We start from the raw sequence: 23,963 nt of genomic DNA, 5'->3' as shown, positions 1-23,963 counted from the left end.
GTTTGGAATTGTGAATTGTTGACTATGCCGCAAATAGCAGCATGTTGTTCAATAGATATGTTTAGCCTTTGGTTTGTTAGAATAAGCTCAGGGAGTTACTTTTATATTGCTCCCCTGTAAGTTAAAGTGGATAATTTCGGTTGCTTCCAGCATGCCTAATACTTCTGATACATTTTCAAAACGTGAAACGGTCCCGGTAAATTCCTTGCCAGTCATGTCCCCCTGGTAGGTAACAGTTACATTATACCAGCGTGCCACCTTGCGCATAATGCTCTGTATGTTTTCATTGTCAAAAATAAAATAACCGTTCTTCCAGGCTACTGCTTCCTCCAGGTTAGCCTTACGGGTAGTGATGTTACTGTTTGAATCCCCTACGAGCGCCTGCATGCCAGGCTTGAGTAGATGTTGTCCTGTATGGTTACTGATCCGTATTGCGCCTTCCAGCAGCGTTACTTTGCTCTTTGCCTCATCATGATACGCCATCACGTTAAAGTGCGTGCCCAGTACCGCTATGGTGTTGCCGTTAAAAGATACCCTGAATGGTTTCGACCTGTCCTGCGCTACTTCAAAGTATACTTCCCCATTTACTTCCACTGCTCTTTCAGCGCCTTCAAAGGTGATGGGAAAACGCAGGGACGATGCGGCATTGAGCCATGCCCGGGTGCCATCTCCCAGTACGATCTGGTATTGCCCGCCAACCGGCGTGGAAATGGTATTCCAGGAAACACCCCGGGATGCAGGCTGGAGGCAGGTATACAGCACCTGTCCCTTCTGCGTTTGCTTGATCTCAACCCCGTTCTTACTGGTAAGGAGGCCGTTCTTTGTACTGTCCAATACAATCTCTGAGCCATCTGCCAATGTTAGCACAGCCTGGTTGTTTCCCGGTTTTATGCCGTTACCGGGATGCTGCGCTATTTTTTTTTCAATAGATATCTGTGAAGATGGATGAAAGAAAAACCTGTATAGCCCCGCTGTGAGCACTATTAACAGAATAGCGGCAACAGCGGCGATCCTCCTTGCAGCAGGCATCCATAAAACCCTTTTTGCAGGCTTTATTTCTTCCTGCAGCCTGTTATAGATCTCTGTTCTGACCTGTTCCTTATTGCCCATTTCCCCTTTCCAGGGATGCTCCTCCAGCTCAAAGCCGTCCAGATAACCGGCAAGCAATTCCTTTTCCTCCTCCGTGCAATTCCCGGCTAAGAACTTTTCATATAATAAAAGGTATTCCTCCGTTGTCATCCAGGTAGTTTATGGATCCTCTGATTAATAAGAGCCTTTTTTCAGGCGGCACACACATAAGTTTAAGAAAAAAATTTCTGCCCCGGAACATTTTATAATCTAATCCAAAGTTTTTACCTTTATTTAGTATCGCTTATGTCTCCTCGTACATTATCAGACCACGATTTATGGAATGCCATTCTGCAGGGTGGGCATAGTGCCTTTTCAATATTATTTGACAGATATTGGGCCAGTGTGTACACCACGGTATACAGCTACGTGAAAGACGAGACCATCAGTAAGGAGATCACCCATGATATTTTCCTGAACATCTGGCTGAAACGGGAACAGCTGCAGATCCTTTCATTCTCCGCTTACCTGCGTGCTGCAGGACGTTACCATGTGTACAAATATATGAAGCAGGCAAAGGCCGTCCCGGTTACCTACAGTGCAGCGCTGGAAGAATCAGCTGATCTGGTTTGCCGCAACCAGGGCGATGAAAACCTGGGCTACCTGGAGCTCAAGAATAATATTGATGAACATTTAATGGAATTGCCCAAGCGCTGCCGGGAGGTTTTTATTTTAAGCCGGCAGCAGCACCTGACCAATGACCAGATTGCAGGAAAGCTGGGCATCTCCAAGCGAACAGTAGAAAATCAATTGACCCATGCACTACATCATTTAAGAGTGATGCTGAAGAATATTTCAATAGGTATATTTACATGGATGCTTATCATGTGGGTGAGGTAATCCCAATCTAAAATCAGCATAGATTAATCCCTTTTAACAGATCTTCCCCGTCATTTCCTGTAAGTTCTTTTCAAAACTATTTGCCATCTTCTCAATTAATATTATCTTTGTCACTAAGATACTTACTTAATAAGATATAAAATGGATGCCGAACTAATAACCCTCATAAGAAAATTGAGCCAGCAATACGCATATACCTCCATCCAGATGCATGAGGCCATTGCCCGAAAGGCCGGCCTTCCGGGTACCGACCATAAGTACCTGGGATTTTTAATGGTCCAGGGGCAAATGACAGCCGGTGAGCTTGCATCTTTAACCGGGCTCACAACCGGTGCAGTTACCGGTTTAATAGACCGGTTTGAAAAGAAAAAGCTGGTGAAAAGGCGATTTGCTGAAGACGACCGGCGGAAGGTTATTATTGAGCCCATCACTAAAAATATAATGGCGCTTTTTTCGCCGCTTTACAAGAATTTCCGGAGTAAGTCAGAAGAACTGATCGGGTCCTTTTCAAACAGGGAGACCAAAGTTCTTGAAACCTACTTTTTAAAAGCAGTTGAAATAATGAATGAAACCATCAATGATCTCAAAGACAAATAATCATTAAAAACACAAAATATGAGCGCTTACATACTTGGTTTTCAGGAAACCGGCAAAACAAAGCTGGCACTGACCGGCGGCAAAGGCGCCAACCTGGGAGAATTAGCCGGGATCGAGGGAATACAGGTGCCCGGCGGCTTTTGCGTTACAACGGAAGCATATAAAGAAATTATTGAAAATAATACATCGTTTAATTCACTGCTGGATCAGCTGAGTGTTCTGAAAGCAGATAACAGGAAAGGTATTGGTGAAACCAGTGCAAAGATCCGGAAGCTGATCGAAGAAATAGCTATTCCGGAAGGTATCAGTAAGGAGATCACCCGGCAGCTTGAACAGCTTGGTGAAGAAAGTGCGTATGCCGTACGTTCCAGCGCCACAGCAGAGGACCTTCCGGCGGCCTCTTTTGCAGGCCAGCAGGATACTTATCTGAACATCACCGGTAAAAAAGCCATCCTGGAACATATCAGCAAATGCTGGGCATCCCTGTTCACAGACAGAGCAGTGACCTATCGTTTGCAAAATGGATTTGACCATAGAAAGGTGCATCTGTCTGTAGTGATTCAGAAAATGGTCTTCCCGCAGGTAGCAGGTATTTTGTTTACTGCCGATCCGGTTACCGGTAACAGGAAAGTATTATCTATTGACGCCAGCTTTGGGTTAGGCGAAGCGTTGGTATCCGGCCTGGTGAATGCTGATATTTATAAAGTGCAGAGTGGTGAGGTGATTGACAAGAAGATCGCTACTAAGAAACTGGCTATTTATGCTTTAAAAGATGGCGGTACCCAACAGCAGGAGATCCCATCTGAAATGCAGTCTAAGCAGGCGCTTACGGATGAGCAGATCCTGCAGCTTGCGCGCATTGGCAGAAAGATTGAAGCACATTTCGGCGCCCCGCAGGATATTGAATGGTGTTTGGCAGATGGTACATTTTATATTGTCCAGAGCCGGCCGATCACCACTTTATTTCCCATTCCTGAAGCAAATGACCAGCAGAATCACGTGTATGTATCTGTTGGCCATCAGCAAATGATGACGGATCCTATTAAACCACTGGGTATCTCTGTCTGGATGTTAACAGGTAACCGGGCTATGTTTAAAACCGCTGCCGGAAGGCTGTTTGTGGATATCACGATGGGCCTGTCTTCAGCGGCCGGCAGGCAAAATTTACTGGGTGTTTTAGGACACTCCGATCCGCTCATAAAAGGCGCGCTTATTACCATCATAGAGCGCGATTTTATAAAGCTGGACCCCAATGACAAAAGCCAGCCAGGGCCTATTAAAAGCCATATAGGTATGTCGTCTGCAGATATCCTGGCAGAAGCAGGAGACGACCCTGCAATCGTTACTCATTTGATTAAGAGTAGTGAGGCATCATTAGCAGCTTTAAAAAATAAGATCCAGACGAAATCAGGATTGGATGTATTTGATTGTATCCTGGAAGATACGCAGCACCGGCGGCAGCTTGCGGCTGATCAGAAAAATCTGAACGTGATCATGGCCGGCATCCATGCTTCAGCATGGATCAATGAAAAAATGAATGAGTGGTTAGGTGAAAAAAATGTAGCAGATACACTTTCCCTGTCTGTACCTAACAACGTCACTTCTGAAATGGGTATGGCGCTGCTGGATGTTGCAGATGTGATCCGTCCCTACCCGGAAATCATTGAGTACCTGCAACAGGTAAAGGATGATAACTTCCTGAACGGGCTGCTGCAATTCAAAGGCGGGCAGCAGGTGCGGGATGCTATTGCTGCTTATCTCGACAAATATGGAATGCGGTGTGCCGGAGAGATCGATATTACAAGAACACGCTGGAGTGAAAAGCCAGCTATACTGATACCGATGATCCTGAGTAACATCAAAAACCTTGCACCTGGCGCCAGCAAACAAAAATTTGAGCAGGGGCAACAGGAAGCTTTGAAAAAAGAGCAGAACCTATTAGCCCGGTTGAAGCAATTACCGGATGGGGAGCAAAAGGCCGGAGAAACAAAACAAATGATTGACCTGATCCGGAATTTTATCGGTTACCGGGAATATCCGAAATACGACATTGTGAACCGTTATTTCATTTATAAGCAGGCTTTACTAAAAGAAGCAGAACGGCTGGTACAAGCCAATATTCTTCATGAAAAAGAAGATATTTATTATCTCGCTTTTGAAGAATTGCAGGAAGCCATCCGCACAAATAAGCTGGATTATCAGGTCATCGACAAACGAAAAGATGAGTACAGGTTATATGAAAAGCTAACTCCGCCCCGTGTTATTACCTCTGATGGCGAAATGATTACGGGCCAGTACAAACATGAAAATATCCCTGCTGAAGCCATTGCAGGCCTGGCTATTTCTTCCGGAATTATAGAAGGGCGCGCACGTGTTATTTTAAATATGGAAGATGCCAATATAGAAGAAGGCGATATTTTAATCACCACCTTTACAGATCCCAGCTGGACACCCTTGTTTGTATCCATAAAAGGCCTGGTCACCGAAGTAGGCGGGCTAATGACCCACGGAGCCGTTGTTGCGCGTGAATATGGATTACCGGCCGTTGTGGGCGTGGAGAACGCCACCAGGCTGATAAAAGACGGACAACGGATACGCGTAAACGGCACCGATGGGTATATTGAGATCCTTTAATTATTAATTATTCATTATTAATCATTCCCTTCCGCCAATACAACGGCAAGCAATAATTGCCCCGGCATTTTTTTAGTGCCGGGGCAAATCATTTAATCCTGTTTTTGTCCGTAAACAACCAGCGAAGCTTTGGCTAATGTTGCAAAGTGCATGTTAAAACCTACGAAAGCGGGCGTAACGTTTTTATCCAGGTCCAGCTTTTTGCTAAGCGCATACACTGTGATCAGGTAACGGTGGGCTGGGCCCTCATTCGGGGCCGCGCCAATATAGCCGGGTGCACCAATATCCGTATTGCTTTGGATGGCTCCCGGAGGAAGCAGGTGTTTATCCGGATCGCCGGCGCCTGAAGCTAACTCGTGGATGTTTTGCGGGATATTGAAAACCACCCAGTGCCAGAAGCCGCTGCCTGTAGGCGCATCCAGGTCATAGACCGTTACTGCAAAGCTTTGTGTTTCCTTTGGAGCATTCTCCCAATAGAGCTGTGGCGACTGGTTTTCACCATTGAAACCCATGCCGCTTGCATATTGCTTTTGGGTCAGCTGACCGCCAAGCTCCCTGCTTTTCAAAGTAAATGTTTGTGCCGATGCACTGCCGCTCAATGTAGTGGCGGTAGTTTCTGTTGCCATGATCTTTTGCATTTTGTTTGAATTATTACTCAAAGGTAGCTGCGAAGACCAGCGGCAAAAGATAGGCAATCATTCAGAAAGTATGGCTAAACGTTCAACCTGATAACTGGTACTGTTTAGGCGTTATACCGTAGATCTGCTTAAAGGATTGAATAAAGCTGGACAGATTTTCATAACCCAGCTCATAATAGATCTCGCTTGCTTTACAATCGTCCTGCCGGAGCATTTTAGCAGCTCTTTCCATCCTTTTTTCCAGGAGCCATCTGTTTGGGCTGTTGCCATAAATACGGGCAAACCTGCGTTTAAAAGTAGAAAGGCTCATGTTACATAAAAAGGCAAGCTCCTCTACAGTGATATTACTGTTTATATGCGAAGTAACTGCCTGGCGCACTACCAGGTCGTCATTTGCTTCATAGCTCATGTTCCTGATCTGCCGGATCTGTCCCGGGTATTGTATAGCCAGATATAAGAACAGCTCTTCCAGCTTTACCTTTTGCAGACCGTGGTATACCGGCTTATCACCGCTCAGCATGCAGTCAAGGGACCGGGTGAAATTCACCAGGAACTCATCCTTTTCAAACAGCAGGAATGGAGGATTGTCTGGTTGCCTGGTTTGTTGATCCAGCAACAAAGCATGCCGGTTAAAAAAATCAGCCAGCAGGTTATTGTCAAAGAAAATAAGAATGCTGTGATAGTCTGCATTGTTTGCGGCTATCTTTTCACTCATCAGGCAGTTCCCCGCAGCTAACATTACAAACTGCTGCGGCTTTACCGTAACCTGTGTGCCTGCAAAATGAACCGTTTTTTCACCTTCCAGCAAAAAGGAGATCAGGTTTTGCTGCAGCATTATTTTTGCCCTGGGAGGGGGCGCACTGTTGCGGTAGCGAAGGATGGCAACAGCACTTTCATCCTGCTTTACCCCTGATGTGTTGGCATGCCCGTTCATGACGTAAATATATTCTCTTTTCAGGAAAATATATTTACGCCATCCGCTCCTTATAATTTGCTTATCAGCTCCGCAATGCGGTTAGATATTCCGACTTCATTATCATACCAGGCAACCACTTTAACCAGGCGGCCAATAGTTTTGGTAAGACTGCCATCGACAATAGAAGAATGGGTATTTCCAAGGATATCCGAGGACACGAAGGGTTCCTCCGTGTATTCCAGGATGCCTTTCAGCGAAGTTTCAGCATAGCGCTTCAGGGTGTTCTTAACATCCTCTTTCGATACTTCCTGCTTCAGGTTGATGGATAGATCCACGATGGAGCCATCAATAACCGGCACGCGGTATGAATAGCCATCCATTTTTCCTTTGAGATTTGGGAGTACATCGCCAATGGCTTTAGCGGCGCCTGTTGATGTAGGAATGATAGACCAGGTAGCTGCACGGGCCCGGCGTAAGTCCTTATGCGGAGCATCCTGCAGGTTCTGATCTGCAGTAAAGGCATGGATGGTAACCATATAACCTGATTCAATGCCAAATTCTTTATCCAGCACAGACAGCACAGGTGCAATAGCGCCGGTTGTGCAGGAAGCAGTGCTATAGATCACATCGCCGTCGATCAGCTCATTATTAACGCCGTGCACAATCGTCTTAACCCCGCCTGATGCAGGTGCGGTGATGAGCACTTTTTTTGCTCCTGCCGCAATATGCGCGTGTGCGGTTGTTTTATCGGTAAAGCGGCCGGTGGATTCAATAACAGCCTCAATTCCCAAAGATGCCCAGGGCAGTTTTGCCGGGTCACGCTCACTGAGCAGCGCGATACGTTTTCCGTTTACAGTCAGCGCATTATCTTCTGCGGTTACTTCACCGGGGAAGCGGCCATGCGCAGTATCATACTTTAATAAATGCGCCAGTGTGTTGGCATCTGTTAAGTCATTTACCGCTACCACTTCAATTCCGGGATGGTTTTGTAATGCCCGGAGGGTCATTCTGCCGATGCGGCCCAGTCCATTGATTGCAATTTTCATGTCGTTATTTTTTCGATTAAATATTTCTTATCGTTCAGAGATTAAGGCAATAGCTACCCATGAACGCACAGGCGTGCATTTCAGGTGGTGCATTAGCAATAATCTTGTTTTATTTGTGACGCTCAGGAAAGCAAATGCTCCGTTTCAGCATGTTTCAATGAGGTACGGAAGGCCCGCCTGTAATCAGAGGGCGTTGTCATGAGGTGTCTTAGGAATATCCGCCGCATGCATACCAGGCCTCCCAGGCCGCATTGTTCACTGATCCTTTCCAAAGGAATGTCGGTGTCTTCCAAAAGCCTTCTGGCGTTTTCCACCCTGGTTTTTTCCACGAATTTCGCAGGCGACATACCGGTTTGTTTCTGAAATACGCGCGTCAGGTTGCGTACGCTCATATTAAGATGTGCCGCAATGCTGCTTACATCCAATGGTTCATGTAAATGGTCTTTTAACCATTCCTGTAACTTATTGGCAATGTTTGAGCGCTCGTAAACGGGTAGCAAATTTCCGAATTGAGATTGAAGGCCTGGCCTGCTCAGGTAAAATACCAGCTGCCGTGCCACCTTTACCGCTATATCTTTTCCATAGTCCTCTTCCACGAGCGCAAGCGCCAGATCAATTCCTGCGGACACTCCGGCAGAGGTATAAATATTTCCATCATTCGTGAAAAAAGGATCTGTATTCACGTTGACCTGAGGATAGCTCTTTTTCAATTTTTCATTCAGGTCCCAATGCGTTGTTGCTTTCCGGCCATTTAATAAGCCGGCCTTCGCCAATGCAAATGCGCCGCCACAAACAGAAGCGATCCGCCGGGTATTGCCTTCGTTAACGGTAGATAACCACTGATAAAAGGGAACCAGCGCGGCTGCAGTATCTTCACTGAAATCATTGCCGGCAATGATAAGTGTATCTATGGGAAGCCCAACCTCCATTGCAGATAATTTGCAACGGATTTCGATGCCGCTTGCTATTGCAACCAGCTTGTCGGAAGTCGGGGCTACCACTAGTACCTCATATCCTTCACCTGCGCCGGTTTCCTGCAGGCATCTTGTAGCATAGTTGAATACATCTGCCGGGCCTGCAAAGTCAAGCAACAAGAGCCTGGTCATTGCCACAATCACTACCCGTTTCTTTTGGTGATAATTGTTAGCGCCTTCGATGTCCTGCTTCATAGGGTAAAGTTAGCACTTTGTCTGCCTGTCTCAAAGGACATAAATTATACAGTTTCGGCCATTTACCTCCTGATGGCAAAACCGGACGCAGGCTGTCCGTTTCTGTACATATTTACCCCATACTTTTTCATTTTTCATCTCATTGTCAATGCCTTATAAGAACGGCATAATATTTAGTTTATGCCAAAGTCAAAGTCATTCATACCTGCAGCTATGATAAGGAACTATATTAAAACCGCCTGCGGAATTTGTTATGAAGCAAATTCTACTCCTCCCTGTCCAACAAGTGGATCGGGAATTATTCATTGTGCATACCAGCCCATCTCCAGAAAAAATTTATTACTTCTAACTATTTAAAATGACCTTAAAAAGACTAATTTTTATTTCATTATTTACCCTGACCTGGCTGTTAGGGTTTGGCCAAACCAGGCCTGAACAATTACGGATTAAAGCAGTGGAGAACGGCCTTACGGAAACAAGACAGGTCGTATTTGCAGACAGCATTATACCTAAGTATAGTATTGCTGAGCGGATGAGGTTTTACAAAGTTCCCTCCGTTTCTATAGCCGTAATAAACAATGGTAGCATTGTTTGGGCAAAAGCTTATGGGTACACTGATGTAGGAACACGGCAGCCTGCAAATACAGGAACCCTTTACCAGGCAGCCTCCATCAGTAAATCAGTAAATGCATTAGGCATCATGAAGCTGGTACAGGATGGGAAATTGTCCTTAGAAAAGGACATAAGGGAATATTTAAGAACCTGGACATTTCCGGATAATGAATTTTCCAAAGGCAAAACAATTACCCTCAAAAATTTACTTAGCCATACCGCTGGCCTTAGTACAGGTGGTTTCATGGGGTATGCAACGAGTGACAGTATACCCGCAATTAACCAGATCCTCAACGGGCAAAGACCGGCCAATAGTGACGCTGTTAAGCCGATCCTCCCGGTTGGCGCCCAATTTAAATATTCAGGTGGCGGCACTGTCATCATCCGAAAGATCCTGGATGACAACATCTCAAATAATTATGACAGCATCATGCAGGCCGTTGTCCTGAAGCCGCTTAAAATGACAAGCAGCACATTTTCTCAGCCTCTTAATTATCGGCAATACAGAAACTTTGCTGCCGCGCATGATAGCAGTATGCAGGTACTGCAAGGGAAATTTAATATTTACCCGGAGCTGGCGCCGGATGGGCTTTGGGCAACAGCTACTGACCTTGCGAAATTCGTTATTGCCATACAGCAATCTTTAAAAGATACCGGGCCTTCAATCCTTAAAAAAAGGGTTGCAGAAGAAATGTTAACGCCCGTGCTTAGTTCCTCCGAGGCTGCCTTAGGCACCTTCATCCAGGAAAAAGGCGGGGAGAAATATTTTACGCACAGCGGGGCAAATATTGGTTATAGAAGCGATTATTATGGCAGCTTTACCACCGGGAATGGCGTGGTGGTTTTAACCAATTCCGAGAATGGACAGGCATTAATAGATGAAATTATCAATAGTGTTGCTACAGTCTATCAATGGAAAGACTTTTACAGCCCACTGGTCATGAAGACCATTCAAGTGCCGGACACACTGCTTGAAAAATATGCGGGCGACTATTTCTCTGAAGATCCCCAAATAAAGGTCTCCATAGTTAAAAAAGGGGACAGTCTTGAGCTAACGGTGCGAAGACCGGAAAAAATGTATGCTACAGGCTTAGATACTTTCTTCCTTATGTCTTCCCCAACTGATAATTGTGTTTTTTCAAGTTCGCAGAACGACGGTGTTATTGACCTGTTTGAAGTTAAGCAGGGTGAGAAGGTGGTTGTAAGAGCGCTGAAGAGGAGGTAAAGTTGGTCACTGATAGGCGCTTGATCTATAATATTAAAGTTAAGCATCCGGCGCAATTTTGAATGCAGCCTCCTTGCCTGAGCCGGAGACTGCTATAAATGGGACGGTGTTACTGCAACTCAAAAACCACCGTCACCGGTTCAAAGCGCTTAGGAATTTTTCCGGGTACCGGGTGCCGGAAACAATACCTGCAGGCATAAAAGTATCAATGCTTTCGAGGTCTTCCCGGGTAAGCTGAACATGCTCAGCCGCGATATTTTCTTCAAGATGCTTTATTCGCTTAGAGCCAGGAATGGTGATGATGTCGTTGCCTTGTGAGAGTACCCAGGCAATAGCTAATTGGGCAGGGGTGCAGCCTTTATCGGCAGCCAGGGTCCTGATCTTTTCAACCAGCTGGAGGTTTTTATAAAAGTTTTCGCCCTGGTAGCGTGGCATGTGTACACGGCTATCTTTAATGTCCTCCGGTTGCTTGAATTCTCCACTTAAAAAGCCACGGCTTAATGGCGCATAAGCAACCAGGCCAATACCCAATTCACGTAAAGCCGGAAGCACTGCTGTCTCAATGTCCCTGCTCCATAGTGAGTATTCTATCTGCAGCGCAGCAACAGGGTGCACGGCAGCAGCTCTTCTGATGCTTGCTGCTGATGCTTCCGACAAACCAATGTAACGGATCACGCCTTTTTGTACAAGGTCGGCCAGTGCACCGGTCGTTTCTTCAATGGGAACGTTTGGATCTACCCTGGCCGGGGTATAAAGATCGATATACTCAGTCTTTAGCCGGCGTAAGCTGTAAAAAACCGCATTGCGCAGGTGATCCGGATGTGCAGTTACCCCGCCGGGGGCCATGCCTCCGTTAGCGCCGGCAGTATACAGCTGGCCTGTTTTAACAGAGAGAAAGGCTTTTTCGCGTTTGCCTTTGATGGCCTGACCGATCAGCTCCTCGTTGTGGCCTGCATTATAATAATCTGCGGTGTCTAAAAAATTGTGGCCGAGTTCAAGCGCCCGCTCAATGGTAGCGATGGCTTCTTTTTCATCTGATTGCCCGTATGCGCCGGACATGCCCATGCATCCTAAACCTATAGCGGACACCAATGGGCCGTTTGTTCCTAATGTTCTGTTCATTGCTGATCTTTTTGATGCACAAAAATGAACAGAACATTCCTTAACCAGCCGGACAAAACGTATTATTACCCTGACAGATCATGAAAGAACCTGGCAATAGTTTTACCCGTAACCTTCTTAAACAGCCTGGAGAAATATTCGGGGTCGTTAAAGCCGAGCTCAAAGGCAAGCTCCTTGATAGAAGAGTGCTCTCCATAATACAACCGGCGGCATGCTTCCAGTATCAGGCGTTTGATAATGAATTCTTTGGGCGAAAGCCCGGAATATTGCTTTACAATACTATATAAGCTATTTGTATTAATAGCCAGTTCCCCGGCAATTTCCCTGATTGTAGGATGACCGGTAAGATTGTTCTCCACAAAAACCTTGAAGCCAATATATTTGGAAAGCTTTTCATCAGCCGGCATTCGGTCCGCGATAAAATATGCGTTATTTATTTCTGTTAGTAAGCTGTTGAGATACGCCAGGATAAGCTCCGGATCAGTGTTCATACTGCTTAATAATTCAAGGAGTATCCCAAAGACCGACTTCAGCCTGGCAGCGGAAGATGGATCGAAGGTGATCTTTTGCGTGTTCAGCGGATTTACCAGGAAGGGATATTGTCTGGGTAACAGGGAAAGACAGCTTTCGTCAAAGCCGATCTTAAAATAATCAGAGCCGTGCTGCGGGTCTGAAAGCTCATGCATCTGGTGAGGAAGAACAACCAGCAGCTCATTTGTATTTATATCGCATTGCTGAAGATCAACACGATGTTGTGTGCACCCATCCACCATGAAAAGAAAGAAATAATGGGTTCTGCGATGGGTATAACCATATTGGCTGGCCTCCTCAGGTGAGAGGTGACCAAAGCCGGGCGAGATGAGGCGTATCGGCAGCTTATTGTTCTGTTTAATGGCGTCCAGGAGAGAATACATGGTTTATAAAATTAGTAAAATAAACCGGGGCTATCACCCCCTTTTTCCCTTATCCTACCCCGGATATTTGATTATTTGCGCTGTAAGCAATAAATTACACCTGGTGCTTTTAAAGGGGTTAAATAATGAGAAACATCTCCTGAACTGTATTGCGCAGGGAGATCAGCAATCCTACCAGGTTGTCTTCAACCACTATTGGGACCAGGTGTACTCCACCGCATTTACTTTTACCAAATCGGCTGAAATATCCATGGATCTTGCGCAGGATATTTTTGTGCAGATCTGGATGAAAAAGGAAGCCCTGAAGGATGTTAACAGGTTCGAGTCCTATTTGTACGTCACTACCCGCAACCTGATCATAGACCGGCTCAGAAAAAAAGTATATGTGCATGAAAATGAAGAATATCTGAAAAATTATTTTGACGAAACATGCTACCATCCCGGCCAGCAGCTTGAGCTTAAAGAGCTGGAACAGGCGGTGAACCAGGCAATCCGGCACCTTCCCCCACAACAGCAAACCGCTTTCCGCCTGAGCCGTTTCCAGGGCTTAAGCCATGAAGAAATAGCCCTTCAGATGGGGATCTCCAAACAGTCGGTAAAAAGCTATATCGTAAGGGCTATCGTCCAGGTACGCCATCTTCTTGAACAGCATACGGGCAATTCACTGTTGTACACGTTCGTGTTATTACTCCTGCAAAAAAAAATTTAAACACCGGCGCTCCCTTCTGTCTTTTAATTACGTCTTTTATATAAAAGGTATGTTATGAAGCCTTGTGCTTTATCATTCTCTTTGCAGCATATTTAAAAGTGTGAATGTATAAATCCCTTGTAAACCAGGTAATATTTTATGGAAAGGAAGGCATTTGAGCATTTAGTGCAAAAGTTTCTGGATGAAACGATCGGGCAGGAAGAGCTTGCGGTCTTTTTGGCGGAAGTACAAAAAGAACCCGGCCTTGCTGTTATGGACGATGTGCTGCGTGCCCGGCTTGAAAATAAAATAGACAGGGGTTTATCCGATCCGGGGCAGCTGCCTGAAATGTTTTCCGAAGTACTTAAAAAGTCCGGAGAAGAGCCTCAGGCCCCGGTAGTGCCTATGCCGGTTAAAAGAACCTTTTCTTTTAAACGCATTGCTGCAGCTGCGGTTTTAACAGGCCTGGTATTGGGCGGCTTATATTATTTCAACAGGGGGAACGGGGCAAAGGATGCAGGAGCTTTAGGGTCTGAGACTGCTGCCGCCATCAAAGATGTGCAACCCGGTGGTAATAAAGCCATATTAACCCTGGCTGATGGCAGTACTATTACACTTGACAGCGCTAAGAACGGCCAGCTTTCCCGGCAGGGCAATACCAGTATCATTAAGTTAAATAACGGTCAGCTTGCCTACCAGGCTAAGGGCGCAGCCGGTGCGGTAGTATATAATACCATCTCAACGCCCCGGGGCGGTACCTATAAAATAATACTGCCTGATAATACCGCGGTTTGGCTCAATGCCGGATCCAGCCTGCGTTTTCCAACGGCTTTCACCGGCACTGAACGGAATGTGCAAATAACCGGGGAAGCATATTTTGAAGTGAGCAAGCACACTGCTCCTGATGGCCGCAATGTGCCTTTTATTGTGCATGTAAATGAAGCAGCTGCCGGTGGCGGTATGCAGGTAGAGGTGCTGGGAACCCACTTTAATATAATGGCCTATGACGATGAAAATGTGGTGAAAACAACCTTGCTGGAAGGAGCGGTGAAAGTAACCAAAAGTAATAACAGCGTATTGCTAAGTCCTATGCAGCAGGCCAGGCTGGTTAAACAGAACAGCGATCTGAAAGTTACCAGCAGTATTAATGCAGATGAAGAAACCGCCTGGATAAACGGCGTGTTCCAGTATAATGATACCGAGCTTCCTGCCATTATGCGCCAGCTGAGCCGGTGGTACGATGTAGAAGTAAGCTACGAGGGGCCTATACCAACTGATCGTTTTACAGGGAAAATATCAAAGAATATTAGCCTTACACAGGTGCTTAAGATCCTGGAGCTGAGCGATCTGCATTTTAAAATTGAAGGAAGAAAAATTATTGTAACGGCCTGATATAAGTTATAAGCGGTAAAGCTATTGATCCACTATGAAAAGTGAACAATGAAAAAATTATCCATGGGATGCTGCCGCCTACACAGCAAAACGGTTCCACAAAGTTACAGATGGCGGTATTAATAAGCCATAACTGTAACCGGATATCAACCAAACAGGAAATAAAGGAATGTAAACAATCCACGACTTACCATGAAATTGTATCACCACAACATTGCTAAAACAAGCACTTAAATATGATGAGAGAATGAAAAGCTGACTTTAGACCAAATAAAGACCGGGAACGTTGGAGCCGTCCCCGGTTTAATTTGAGCTAATCTTTAGACTAAACAATTGTTTCAGGAACTGTTTATTTATTAACCAAATCAAAACAAATGTATGAATCTGATTGCTTACCGCAAAACCGGTAGGTTAGGGCCTGCCTTGCACGGCCTTATCCGAAGCCGGTTGTTATCCAAAACGTTATTGGTTATGAAATTAACCACCATTTTAATACTTGCTGCTTTATTACAGGTTAGCGCCAAGGGAGTTGCCCAGAAAATTTCCCTTAAAGCTAAAAATGCACCGCTCGTAAAAGTGCTTTCAGAAATTGAAAGGCAAAGCGGTTACTCGTTTTGGTATAGGTCATCGTTGTTGAAAAATGTAGATAAGATCTCTATAGAGCTCAAAGATGTGAATATTGACGAGGCCCTGAAGAAATGCCTTAACAGCCAGGGTTTTGAATATATTATAGTGGACCACACCATTATTATAAAGCTGCCGGGGGAAAAGACCGACTACCAGGCCCCGCTGCCACCCGCGCATATAAAGGGAAAAGTAACCGCCGCTGATGGTACACCGCTCATTGGCGTAAGCGTATTGGTAAAGAACACGCAGCGGGGAACCACCACTGATGCGAATGGCGAGTTTTCCATAAGCGTTAATAAAGGCGAAGTGCTGGTGTTTTCCTATGTGGGTTATGATCCAAAGGAGCTGGCGTTTAATGATCAGCCTTTTGTTGCCGTAAACCTTGCAGAAAGCAAAGTGACATTGAGTGATTTTGTGGTGGTAGGCTATGGTAAGCAGAACCGGGCCGCCTTAACCAGCGCTATTTCAACTGTTAAGGCAGAAGATCTTAACAGGGGCGCAATAAGTGATGTAGGCCAGTTGTTACAGGGTAAGGTGCCGGGCCTGAATATTTCAGCCAGCGGCGATCCTAATAAGCCGGCCGCAGTTGTTATGCGGGGCGCTTCCACCATTAACAGCTCACAAACGCCGTTCTATGTAATTGACGGTATACCCGGCGCAGATATCTCTGTAATAGCGCCGGATGATATTGCTTCAATAGATGTGCTGAAAGATGCCGCTGCCACGGCTATCTATGGTAACCGCGGCGCCAACGGCGTTATTATGGTCACCACCAGGAAGGGCAGGAGCGGACAGATGCAGGTGGGCTACAATAGTTACATTGGGCTGGAAAAAGTATCCAACAAGCTGGATATGATGGATGCCGGCCAGCTGAGGGATTTTCTTAAAAAGAATAACCTGGCTTTTTCTCCCGCGGATGATAAAGGCGCAAATACCGACTGGCAAAGCTCCATACAACGCAGCTCCGCAGTTTCGCATAATCATAACCTCTCTTTCAGCGGCGGTGGAGAACACGGCAATTACATAGCCAGTGTTAACTACATGCGTAAAGAAGGGATCCTTACATCCAGCTCCCTGGAACGTGTGATTGCCCGCATGGCTGTAGAACAATATGCTTTAAATGATAAAGTAAAATTCGGGCTTACGGTAACCAACTCCCATACCAATTCTGATGATATTGCATACCGGAATACCGTATTGTTACAGTCTGCGCTGTACCTGCCGGTTTCACCCATTAAAAATGCGGATGGAACCTATTTTGAGAACTTCCAGAACCAGAACTACTATAACCCGGTAGCCATGCTGGATAACAGCCAGGTAAACAATAAGAACAATACCCTGGTCGGCAGCTTCACCACGCAGGTTAAGCTGCCTTTCGGGTTCACATACGATATGAATCTTGCTTACCAAAGCACCAGCTTGTTATACGGAGCCTATTACAATAAGTATTTTACAGATCATTACACCAACATGTATGATAACCCGGATCCCGGACTAGGTGCACACTCGCAGCAAACATTCGGCACAAACGGGCAGGCGGTAAGAAGCTCGTTCCAGAACACGAGCAAGCTGCTTGAAACTTACCTTACCTGGGACCGGAAGTTCGGTGATCACAACATAAACGCGGTGCTGGGATACTCATGGCAGAATTTTGTTAATGGCGATGGTTTCCAGGCCTCTACCTCCAATTTTCCTGTTGATAACATAGCTTACAGAAACTTTGCATTAAGTAATCCTTATGCGGTTAGCTCGTACCGTATTGACTTTGGCCCTAACGGTGTTTACCAGGAAACAAGGCTTATTTCAGACTTTGCCCGCTTAAACTATAACTTCAAGGATAAGTACCTGTTACAGGGTTCTATCAGAAGGGATGGCAGCTCTGTTTTCGGAACCGACCACCAGTGGGGATACTTTCCTTCTGTAGGTGCTGCATGGCGCATCAGCAATGAAGCGTTTATGGACAAACAGCAAATTTTTACCAGCTTAAAGCTGAGAGCAAGCTACGGCGTAACAGGTAATGCCACCGGTTTTAATGCCTATACCGCACGGCTTATCTCCGGCAGCCTTGGAACGTATTATTATAACGGTGTGCTGGTAGCAGCCTATGGCCCTACCCAGGCCGATAATCCTGACCTGCGCTGGGAAAAAACAGCCACCACTAACATCGGTATCGACTTTGCAATATTAAAAGGCAAATTAAGCGGTACACTGGAATGGTATAACAAGAATACCACGGGTATGATCTATCCCTACCGGGTTGACCCGCAGCTTGTTCCGGCAGGAACCATTACAGCCAATGGGGGAAGTATGAATAATAAGGGCATTGAGCTGGGACTTAGCGCCACGCCCGTGCAAACCAAAAATTTCAGCTGGACATCCAACCTGAACCTGGCACATAACACCAATAAAATAACCAGCCTCAAAAACCCGCTGTTCACTGGCGGCGATTCGCTGGCAGTAAGCTACCCGGAAGGCGGTGGCCAGTCCGGCAGCTCTTTACAGCTGTTAAAATCGGGTAAACCGCTGGGTCAGTTCTTCACATTGGAATATGCCGGTAAGAACGCTGATGGCGTATCTCAATATGTAGGGGGCGATGGTAAGCTTACCACCTCTCCGTCCAATGGCACTGACTACCATTATATGGGCAGCGCACAGCCTAAGCTGCTGGCTGGCTGGTCCAACAGTTTCCACTATAAGGATTTCGATCTCAATATTTTTATAAGAGGGGTGTTCGGGAACAAAATATTTAACGCCACCCGGGCAGATCTTTTCAGGCCTACTACTGCACAATACTCCAACATTCTGGTAGATGCCGGTAATGAATCTATCGCCGATGTGAACGCATACAGATACTCTTCCCGTTTTATAGAAAGCGGCTCTTATGTAAGATTTGATAATGCAACGCTGGGTTATAATTTCAAAAACCCGGGCCGGTATATTAAGAACATCCGGTTATACACGTCTGTGAACAACCTGTTCGTGATCACAAAATTCAAAGGGGTTGATCCTGAAGTGAACCAGGGAGGTATTGCGCCCGGAGTTGATTATAACAACTTCTATCCTAAAACGCGCACCTTTTTGTTTGGCTTGAACGCGGCATTTTGATCTAATCTGAAAAATCATTAATCATGAAAAAGTTAATTAAATATAGTATTGGTATAGGGTGCCTGGCTTTTGCCCTCAGCGCCTGTCACAAGGTGGAGGTGCCGGTTTCCACGGAATTAACACCCGATGTTTTTCCGCAGGATTCCGCACAGTTCGTACAGGCTGCGGGCCCGGCCTATGTTGCGCTACGCGGTAATTATGGCGTTGAGTATTTCTTTATGCAATCTTATAGTACGGATGAAGGCATTATGCCTGCCCGGGGCGGTAACTGGTATGATGGCGGGCAGAATAAGGAAATGCATTACCATAGCTGGACAAAAGACAACGGTTATGTGAATGGTAACTGGACCTGGCTGGTAACTACTATTGGCGCCACCAACCAGGCGCTGTCTATCCTGACTAAAAATATGCCGGCCGGCGCGTTTAAACAAACCAGCCTGGCTGAGCTTAAAATGGTGCGGGCGTTGGCTTATTTTATGCTGATGGATAACTATGGGAATGTACCTATAGATACCCTGTATGGCGATTTTACTCCCAAGCCTAATATACCCCGTGCACAGGTATTTAATTTTATTGAAAGCGAGATCAAAGCCGCTATTCCTTCTTTAAGCACCGTAACCGGTATTACCACCTATGGCCGGCCTAACCTGTACACCGCTTATGCCTTACTGGCTAAAATGTACCTGAATGCAGAGGTGTATACCGGCACGCAGCGTAATGATGATTGTATTGCCGCCTGCGACAACATCATTAAATCCGGTAGATATGCATTAGCGCCAAAGGATAGCTATCTTAAGATCTTTTATCCTGACAATGGACCGCTAACGCCTGAATTTATTTTTGCTATTCCTTACGATGCAACAGCAGCCAACACTTTTCCTTTCAGAAGTGTGAATATACATGCCCGTTACGATGTACCGCGCAGCGAAACCAAAAAATTCAGCCTGCCATTTACGCCGGGTGGTCCTGCAAGTACCCTGCCTGAATATTATGCCTTCTTTAATGATCCCAACGATGTCAGGAACGGACAATGGCTTACCGGTTTGCAGTATATGAATGACGGTGTTACGCCGGTAACCGTTGCCACTACTAACCTGGGCTATGACCAGTTTTATTCAGGAAGCGATCCTTCCGGTGCATTATTGTTCCATGTAAAGCTCACACCTGATATTGTTTTAAGGCAGGGCGATGCATCGCAATTTGATGTGGGTAACGATGAAATAGGCTGGAATATGGGGTACCGCAATATCAAGTTCTATCCCGATGCAAGCTCACCTACCCGTAACCAGAACAATGATATACCGGTATTCAGGTATGCGGATATATTGCTGATGAAGGCAGAGGCAATATTGCGGGGCGGTGCTGCCACCAACGGCCAAACAGCTTTATCTCTTGTGAACGATGTAAGGGCGCAGCGTACTACAACGGCCCCCTGGACGGCCGTAACGCTTGCCACTTTGTATGCAGAGCGTACGCGTGAATTTGCCTGGGAAGCCTGGCGCCGGAATGATATGATCCGCTTCGGCAAGTTTGAGGATAAGTGGGGCTTTAAGACTAATACCGAAACTTATCGCCGGATTTTTCCAATCCCTACCTCGGCATTAAGTCTTAATCTCGCGCTTACGCAAAACCCTGGCTATTGAGTGTTGTAAGCCATCGGTGAAGATTTTATATAACCCGGGGATCCGTTCCCGGGTTATTCAATTTCAGCATGTTATTTTATACCTAAAGCAAGGTCGATGATGAGAAAGTTTATTTTATTGTTATGCTGCGTAGCCCTTTTGCTGAAAGTAAATGCACAACCGGATGCACAGGCATCTTACGGGCTTATTAAAAGAATGCTTCCCCAACAGGCAGCTTTTTTCAAAGTGGAGGGCTTATCCCGGCAGGATGGAAAAGATGTGTTTGAAATTGAAAGCAGCGCCAATAGAATTATTTTGAGAGGCAATAATGGTGTGGCCGTTGCTGCGGCACTGTATTATTACCTTACTGAATATTGCCATTCCCAGGTCACCTGGAATGGTACCAACCTTCATCTGCCCCAAAAGCTTCCGGTTCTAAAAGAAAAGGTTCGCAGGCAAACACCCTATCAATACCGCTATTATCTTAACTACTGCACTTTTAACTACAGCATGAGCTGGTGGGATTGGGACCGTTGGGAAAAAGAAATTGACTGGATGGCGCTGCATGGCATTAACATGCCGCTGGCTATTACCGGTGAGGAATATACCTGGTACACGGTGTATAAAGAAATGGGCTTTAGCGACCAGGAGCTGGCCGACTTTTTTTGCGGCCCTGCTTATTTTTCCTGGTTTTGGATGGGTAACCTGGATGGCTGGGGCGGCCCGCTGCCGCTTAGCTGGATGCAAAGCCATAAAGTGCTGCAGCAGCAGATCCTTAAACGGGAAAGAGAGCTGGGTATGACACCCGTACTTCCTGCTTTTACCGGCCATGTTCCGGCTGCGTTTAAGAAAAGATTTCCAGGAGCAAAGCTGAAAGCAACCAACTGGACAAACGGTTTCTCCGATACCTACATCCTGGATTCGGAAGACCCGCTGTTTGCAACCATCGGAAAGAAATTCCTGGAAGCGCAAACCCGCTTGTTTGGTACTGATCACTTGTATTCCGCCGATACCTTCAATGAAAATGAGCCTCCTTCTGATGATCCCTCTTTCCTGTCAAAGCTGAGTGCAAGGATCTATGAAGGCATGCGGCAGGCAGATACTGCAGCTGTTTGGGTGATGCAGGGCTGGCTGTTCTACAGTGACCGGAAGTTCTGGAAAGCCCCGCAGATAGAGGCCCTGCTAAAGGCCGTTCCGGATAATAAAATGATATTGCTGGACCTTGCCGCAGAAATAGAGCCTGTGTGGAAAAGAACAGCTGCATTCTATGGCAAACCCTGGATCTGGAACATGCTTAACAATTTTGGCGGCAACGTAAACCTGTTTGGGAGAATGGACGGCGTTGCCGGCGGGCCTGCCATGGCTTTAAATGACAGCGCTTCCGGACGTTTATCAGGCATTGGCTTAACCATGGAAGCCATTGAACAAAATCCTGTGATCTATGAGCTGATGATGCAGCATACCTGGCAAATAAAACCTGTTGACTTAAACGAATGGCTGAAAAAATATGTGCTGAACCGTTATGGTGTTGCCAGCGACAGCCTGGTGAAAGCCTGGCAGGTATTAAGGGCCACCGCTTACAATGGAAAAGATATAAGGGATGGCGCAGAATCAATTATTACGGGCCGGCCCACATTTGATTCAACCACCGTATGGACGCGCACCCGGCTCAATTACCCGCCCGGAGAGCTGTTACCCGCGTGGGACTTATTCATTCATGCTGCAAAGAATGGCATAAATACAGACGGCTTCCGCTACGACCTTGTTGATATTACCCGGCAGGTGCTTGCCAATTACGCGCTTCCCTTACAGGCAAAATGGAAAGGCGCTTTTAAGGATAAGGACAGCACAGCGTTTGCGGAATACAGCCGCCGGTTCCTGCAGCTAATGAGCGATATGGATGCCCTGTTGGCAACACGTAAAGATTTTATGCTGGGCCCCTGGATTGCAAGCGCACGCCGTTGCGGCACTACCGCTGCAGAACAGGCGTTATATGAACGTAATGCCCGTGACCTGGTAACGCTATGGGGCGATGCCGAGAGCCCCTTACATGAATATGCTAACCGGCAATGGAGCGGTTTAATAAATGATTTTTATAAAAAAAGATGGGCGCAGTTTTTTCAGATGCTGCAACAATCGCTGCGTATGCAAACGGAGCCAGACCTTAAATTGTTTGAACAGCACATTAAGCAGTGGGAGTGGAGCTGGGTAAATGAGCAAAAAGCATTTCCTGTACAGCCGGCAGGCAGCAGCATAAGCAAAGCATTACAGGTGTATGAAAAGTACAGGCCTGCCATTAGAGCAGCTTATGAGTAGGTAATGCGTGTTCAATGCCATCTGTTGCACACCGTGCACCAGCACATTCAATGTCCGCTGCTCACCTGCGTAAGTGAAATGAGAAAACGCATCACCATTTAAAAATTGAGTAAGTCCATTTGCTTTTTGTAATGACCGGGGGAGGTTCCTGTGATCCTTTTAAAGATCCTGGAAAAGTAGTATACATTTTCAAAGCCTGTTTGCGCCGCAATTTCAGAATAGGTCATCTGGGTTGTTACCATCAGGTATTGAGCCCGCTCGATCCTTTTTTCATGGATGTACTTTACAGGCCTTTCTCCGGTGTAGTGATAAAACAGGCGTGAAAAATAATCGGTATGCAGGTTCGCTGATTTTGCCAGCTGAGTGACCGACAGATCCTGATCCAGGTTTAGCTGAATATAATTGATCGCATGCAGGATCTTAGCCGGTATCTGACCCGCTTCGTTATGTTTAAAGATCTCCGGCGACAGAAAGCGGGAAACCAGCTGCAAAAGAATGCCATGTGTTTCTATAAAGGTTGACATGTTTTGCTGGTTATTGCGCTCCTGGTACTCTTTGTAGAAAATATTTTTTTCGTATACTTTGGGATTGTCTGACCGGTTGATCCCTCTGCCCGGGTTGATCTCCAATAAACGTTTAACGTTCATAATATCCATTTCTGTAGCTTTTATGCTGAAAATGGACCGGTTATTTGCAAATAGGGAGATGCCATCTGACGACTCTTCGAAAAACTGTACGAAATACTGTCTGAGATAGCTTTGGCAGGTAAGGTTACATAAGGTGAAGCTTGGTATGATGTATAAAAAACCCGGCTCAAGCCTGACATTAGCTGAAAGATCAGAAATTTCGCCGGCCCCTGCATCAATATAATATAGTCTGAAATAGGGGCTGATCACATTTTTATAATTCCATTTTGAGTCAAGCTCCACACGATCGACATTCAATAACGTAAAAGTTTGTTTAAGCGCCCGTTTGATCATACCGTGTAATAAATTAAATGAACTTTCTGCTCCCCTGATAGCAAAATAAGTAAATAGCCGGTTTTGTATAAAAAAAAGTCCGGTTAGGCTAAATATTTGGCAAACAGGGCTGTAACGATGCCAGCCCCAATGCCCGGCCCCTGGTCCCTGAAAATGTGTAAAAATTGCCGGCGGTCATATTTGAACTTTTTGAACCGCCGGATTTAATATCTTTATTATGTTAAGGCCTGCTACGCAAACGCCAGCAAGAAAGCTGGAAGAAACCCTGTTGAAACTGCCGGTAGCAGCACCCTATAGCAACACCACGTTTAATTAATACCATTTGACAAAAATGGAGGCTGTTGAATGGTTTATTTATGAATGGTTAAATAAATGTCTGTCAGACATTAATA

17 protein-coding genes are annotated in these 23,963 nt (G+C 45.9%); 9 read left to right on the top strand and 8 right to left on the bottom strand.

Annotation, left to right across the window (positions count from 1 at the left end; all coding sequences use genetic code 11):
- Positions 1-87: 87 nt before the first annotated feature.
- A complete protein-coding gene (locus tag BMZ54_RS28250) occupies positions 88-1,239 on the bottom strand; it encodes a FecR family protein (RefSeq protein ID WP_089919854.1) in 1,152 nt (383 codons plus the stop codon).
- Positions 1,240-1,374: 135 nt separating this feature from the next.
- Between BMZ54_RS28250 and BMZ54_RS28245 the strand changes: the two genes are divergently transcribed.
- The 3 genes from BMZ54_RS28245 to ppsA all read left to right on the top strand — a co-directional run bounded on the left by BMZ54_RS28245 (position 1,375) and on the right by ppsA (position 5,199).
- A complete protein-coding gene (locus BMZ54_RS28245) occupies positions 1,375-1,968 on the top strand; it encodes an RNA polymerase sigma factor (RefSeq protein WP_089919853.1) in 594 nt (197 codons plus the stop codon).
- 141 nt (positions 1,969-2,109) lie between these two features.
- The gene (locus tag BMZ54_RS28240) at positions 2,110-2,565 is read left to right on the top strand and encodes a MarR family winged helix-turn-helix transcriptional regulator (RefSeq protein ID WP_089919851.1); all 456 of its coding nucleotides are present in this window, start codon (positions 2,110-2,112) and stop codon (positions 2,563-2,565) included.
- An 18-nt stretch (positions 2,566-2,583) separates the two neighbouring features.
- A complete protein-coding gene (ppsA, locus tag BMZ54_RS28235; RefSeq protein ID WP_089919849.1) occupies positions 2,584-5,199 on the top strand; it encodes a phosphoenolpyruvate synthase in 2,616 nt (871 codons plus the stop codon).
- Positions 5,200-5,291: 92 nt separating this feature from the next.
- On the opposite strand, the gene BMZ54_RS28230 is transcribed toward ppsA, so the two are convergent.
- The 4 genes from BMZ54_RS28230 to BMZ54_RS28215 form a co-directional block, all read right to left on the bottom strand.
- Positions 5,292-5,837, bottom strand: coding sequence for a YbhB/YbcL family Raf kinase inhibitor-like protein (locus BMZ54_RS28230; protein WP_089919847.1), 546 nt, complete (start codon positions 5,835-5,837; stop codon positions 5,292-5,294).
- 82 nt (positions 5,838-5,919) lie between these two features.
- On the bottom strand, positions 5,920-6,771 hold the full coding sequence (locus BMZ54_RS28225; protein ID WP_089919845.1) for a helix-turn-helix domain-containing protein: 852 nt from the start codon (positions 6,769-6,771) through the stop codon (positions 5,920-5,922).
- Positions 6,772-6,821: 50 nt separating this feature from the next.
- Positions 6,822-7,799: a type I glyceraldehyde-3-phosphate dehydrogenase gene (gene gap, locus BMZ54_RS28220; RefSeq protein WP_089919842.1), complete on the bottom strand. Its 978-nt coding sequence runs from the start codon at positions 7,797-7,799 to the stop codon at positions 6,822-6,824.
- Between the two features lie 122 nt (positions 7,800-7,921).
- A complete protein-coding gene (locus BMZ54_RS28215; RefSeq protein WP_089919841.1) occupies positions 7,922-8,968 on the bottom strand; it encodes a GlxA family transcriptional regulator in 1,047 nt (348 codons plus the stop codon).
- Positions 8,969-9,326: 358 nt separating this feature from the next.
- Here BMZ54_RS28215 and BMZ54_RS28210 point away from each other — a divergent pair, with 358 nt between their 5' ends.
- Positions 9,327-10,805 carry a serine hydrolase domain-containing protein gene (locus tag BMZ54_RS28210; protein ID WP_089919839.1) on the top strand — a complete coding sequence of 493 codons (1,479 nt, stop codon included), beginning with the start codon at positions 9,327-9,329 and terminating at the stop codon, positions 10,803-10,805.
- 132 nt (positions 10,806-10,937) lie between these two features.
- On the opposite strand, the gene BMZ54_RS28205 is transcribed toward BMZ54_RS28210, so the two are convergent.
- Complete coding sequence (locus tag BMZ54_RS28205) at positions 10,938-11,927, bottom strand: aldo/keto reductase (protein WP_089919837.1); 990 nt, start codon at positions 11,925-11,927, stop codon at positions 10,938-10,940.
- A gap of 65 nt (positions 11,928-11,992) precedes the next feature.
- Complete coding sequence (locus BMZ54_RS28200) at positions 11,993-12,841, bottom strand: helix-turn-helix domain-containing protein (protein WP_089919835.1); 849 nt, start codon at positions 12,839-12,841, stop codon at positions 11,993-11,995.
- A gap of 103 nt (positions 12,842-12,944) precedes the next feature.
- Between BMZ54_RS28200 and BMZ54_RS28195 the strand changes: the two genes are divergently transcribed.
- From BMZ54_RS28195 to BMZ54_RS28175, 5 genes are all read left to right on the top strand, one after another.
- Positions 12,945-13,550: an RNA polymerase sigma factor gene (locus BMZ54_RS28195; protein ID WP_162277690.1), complete on the top strand. Its 606-nt coding sequence runs from the start codon at positions 12,945-12,947 to the stop codon at positions 13,548-13,550.
- A gap of 138 nt (positions 13,551-13,688) precedes the next feature.
- The gene (locus BMZ54_RS28190; protein ID WP_089919832.1) at positions 13,689-14,921 is read left to right on the top strand and encodes a FecR family protein; all 1,233 of its coding nucleotides are present in this window, start codon (positions 13,689-13,691) and stop codon (positions 14,919-14,921) included.
- A 471-nt stretch (positions 14,922-15,392) separates the two neighbouring features.
- Positions 15,393-18,653 carry a TonB-dependent receptor gene (locus BMZ54_RS28185; protein WP_089919992.1) on the top strand — a complete coding sequence of 1,087 codons (3,261 nt, stop codon included), beginning with the start codon at positions 15,393-15,395 and terminating at the stop codon, positions 18,651-18,653.
- 23 nt (positions 18,654-18,676) lie between these two features.
- On the top strand, positions 18,677-20,296 hold the full coding sequence (locus tag BMZ54_RS28180) for a RagB/SusD family nutrient uptake outer membrane protein (protein ID WP_089919830.1): 1,620 nt from the start codon (positions 18,677-18,679) through the stop codon (positions 20,294-20,296).
- Positions 20,297-20,395: 99 nt separating this feature from the next.
- Positions 20,396-22,591, top strand: a complete 2,196-nt coding sequence (locus BMZ54_RS28175; RefSeq protein WP_238386711.1) for an alpha-N-acetylglucosaminidase — start codon at positions 20,396-20,398, stop codon at positions 22,589-22,591.
- 98 nt (positions 22,592-22,689) lie between these two features.
- Here BMZ54_RS28175 and BMZ54_RS33395 read toward each other — a convergent pair whose 3' ends face one another.
- A complete protein-coding gene (locus BMZ54_RS33395; RefSeq protein ID WP_238386710.1) occupies positions 22,690-23,247 on the bottom strand; it encodes a helix-turn-helix domain-containing protein in 558 nt (185 codons plus the stop codon).
- Between the last annotated feature and the right edge of the window lie 716 nt (positions 23,248-23,963).

Source organism: Chitinophaga rupis, assembly GCF_900109685.1.
In the GTDB taxonomy this organism is placed as follows: Bacteria; Bacteroidota; Bacteroidia; order Chitinophagales; family Chitinophagaceae; genus Chitinophaga; species Chitinophaga rupis.
The sequence above is the reverse complement of the archived record's forward strand: the minus strand, read 5'-3'. Positions and strand labels throughout refer to the sequence as shown.

What these genes read in the sequence shown, in the direction of transcription:
- BMZ54_RS28205 (WP_089919837.1), bottom strand. Translation starts at nt 11,927, where the DNA reads ATGAACAGAACATTAGGAACAAACGGCCCATTGGTGTCCGCTATAGGT.
- BMZ54_RS28210 (WP_089919839.1), top strand. Translation starts at nt 9,327, where the DNA reads ATGACCTTAAAAAGACTAATTTTTATTTCATTATTTACCCTGACCTGG.
- gap (WP_089919842.1), bottom strand. Translation starts at nt 7,799, where the DNA reads ATGAAAATTGCAATCAATGGACTGGGCCGCATCGGCAGAATGACCCTC.
- BMZ54_RS28180 (WP_089919830.1), top strand. Translation starts at nt 18,677, where the DNA reads ATGAAAAAGTTAATTAAATATAGTATTGGTATAGGGTGCCTGGCTTTT.
- BMZ54_RS28240 (WP_089919851.1), top strand. Translation starts at nt 2,110, where the DNA reads ATGGATGCCGAACTAATAACCCTCATAAGAAAATTGAGCCAGCAATAC.
- BMZ54_RS28215 (WP_089919841.1), bottom strand. Translation starts at nt 8,968, where the DNA reads ATGAAGCAGGACATCGAAGGCGCTAACAATTATCACCAAAAGAAACGG.
- ppsA (WP_089919849.1), top strand. Translation starts at nt 2,584, where the DNA reads ATGAGCGCTTACATACTTGGTTTTCAGGAAACCGGCAAAACAAAGCTG.
- BMZ54_RS28200 (WP_089919835.1), bottom strand. Translation starts at nt 12,841, where the DNA reads ATGTATTCTCTCCTGGACGCCATTAAACAGAACAATAAGCTGCCGATA.
- BMZ54_RS28175 (WP_238386711.1), top strand. Translation starts at nt 20,396, where the DNA reads ATGAGAAAGTTTATTTTATTGTTATGCTGCGTAGCCCTTTTGCTGAAA.
- BMZ54_RS28250 (WP_089919854.1), bottom strand. Translation starts at nt 1,239, where the DNA reads ATGACAACGGAGGAATACCTTTTATTATATGAAAAGTTCTTAGCCGGG.
- BMZ54_RS28185 (WP_089919992.1), top strand. Translation starts at nt 15,393, where the DNA reads ATGAAATTAACCACCATTTTAATACTTGCTGCTTTATTACAGGTTAGC.
- BMZ54_RS28230 (WP_089919847.1), bottom strand. Translation starts at nt 5,837, where the DNA reads ATGCAAAAGATCATGGCAACAGAAACTACCGCCACTACATTGAGCGGC.
- BMZ54_RS28225 (WP_089919845.1), bottom strand. Translation starts at nt 6,771, where the DNA reads ATGAACGGGCATGCCAACACATCAGGGGTAAAGCAGGATGAAAGTGCT.
- BMZ54_RS28245 (WP_089919853.1), top strand. Translation starts at nt 1,375, where the DNA reads ATGTCTCCTCGTACATTATCAGACCACGATTTATGGAATGCCATTCTG.
- BMZ54_RS28190 (WP_089919832.1), top strand. Translation starts at nt 13,689, where the DNA reads ATGGAAAGGAAGGCATTTGAGCATTTAGTGCAAAAGTTTCTGGATGAA.
- BMZ54_RS33395 (WP_238386710.1), bottom strand. Translation starts at nt 23,247, where the DNA reads ATGGATATTATGAACGTTAAACGTTTATTGGAGATCAACCCGGGCAGA.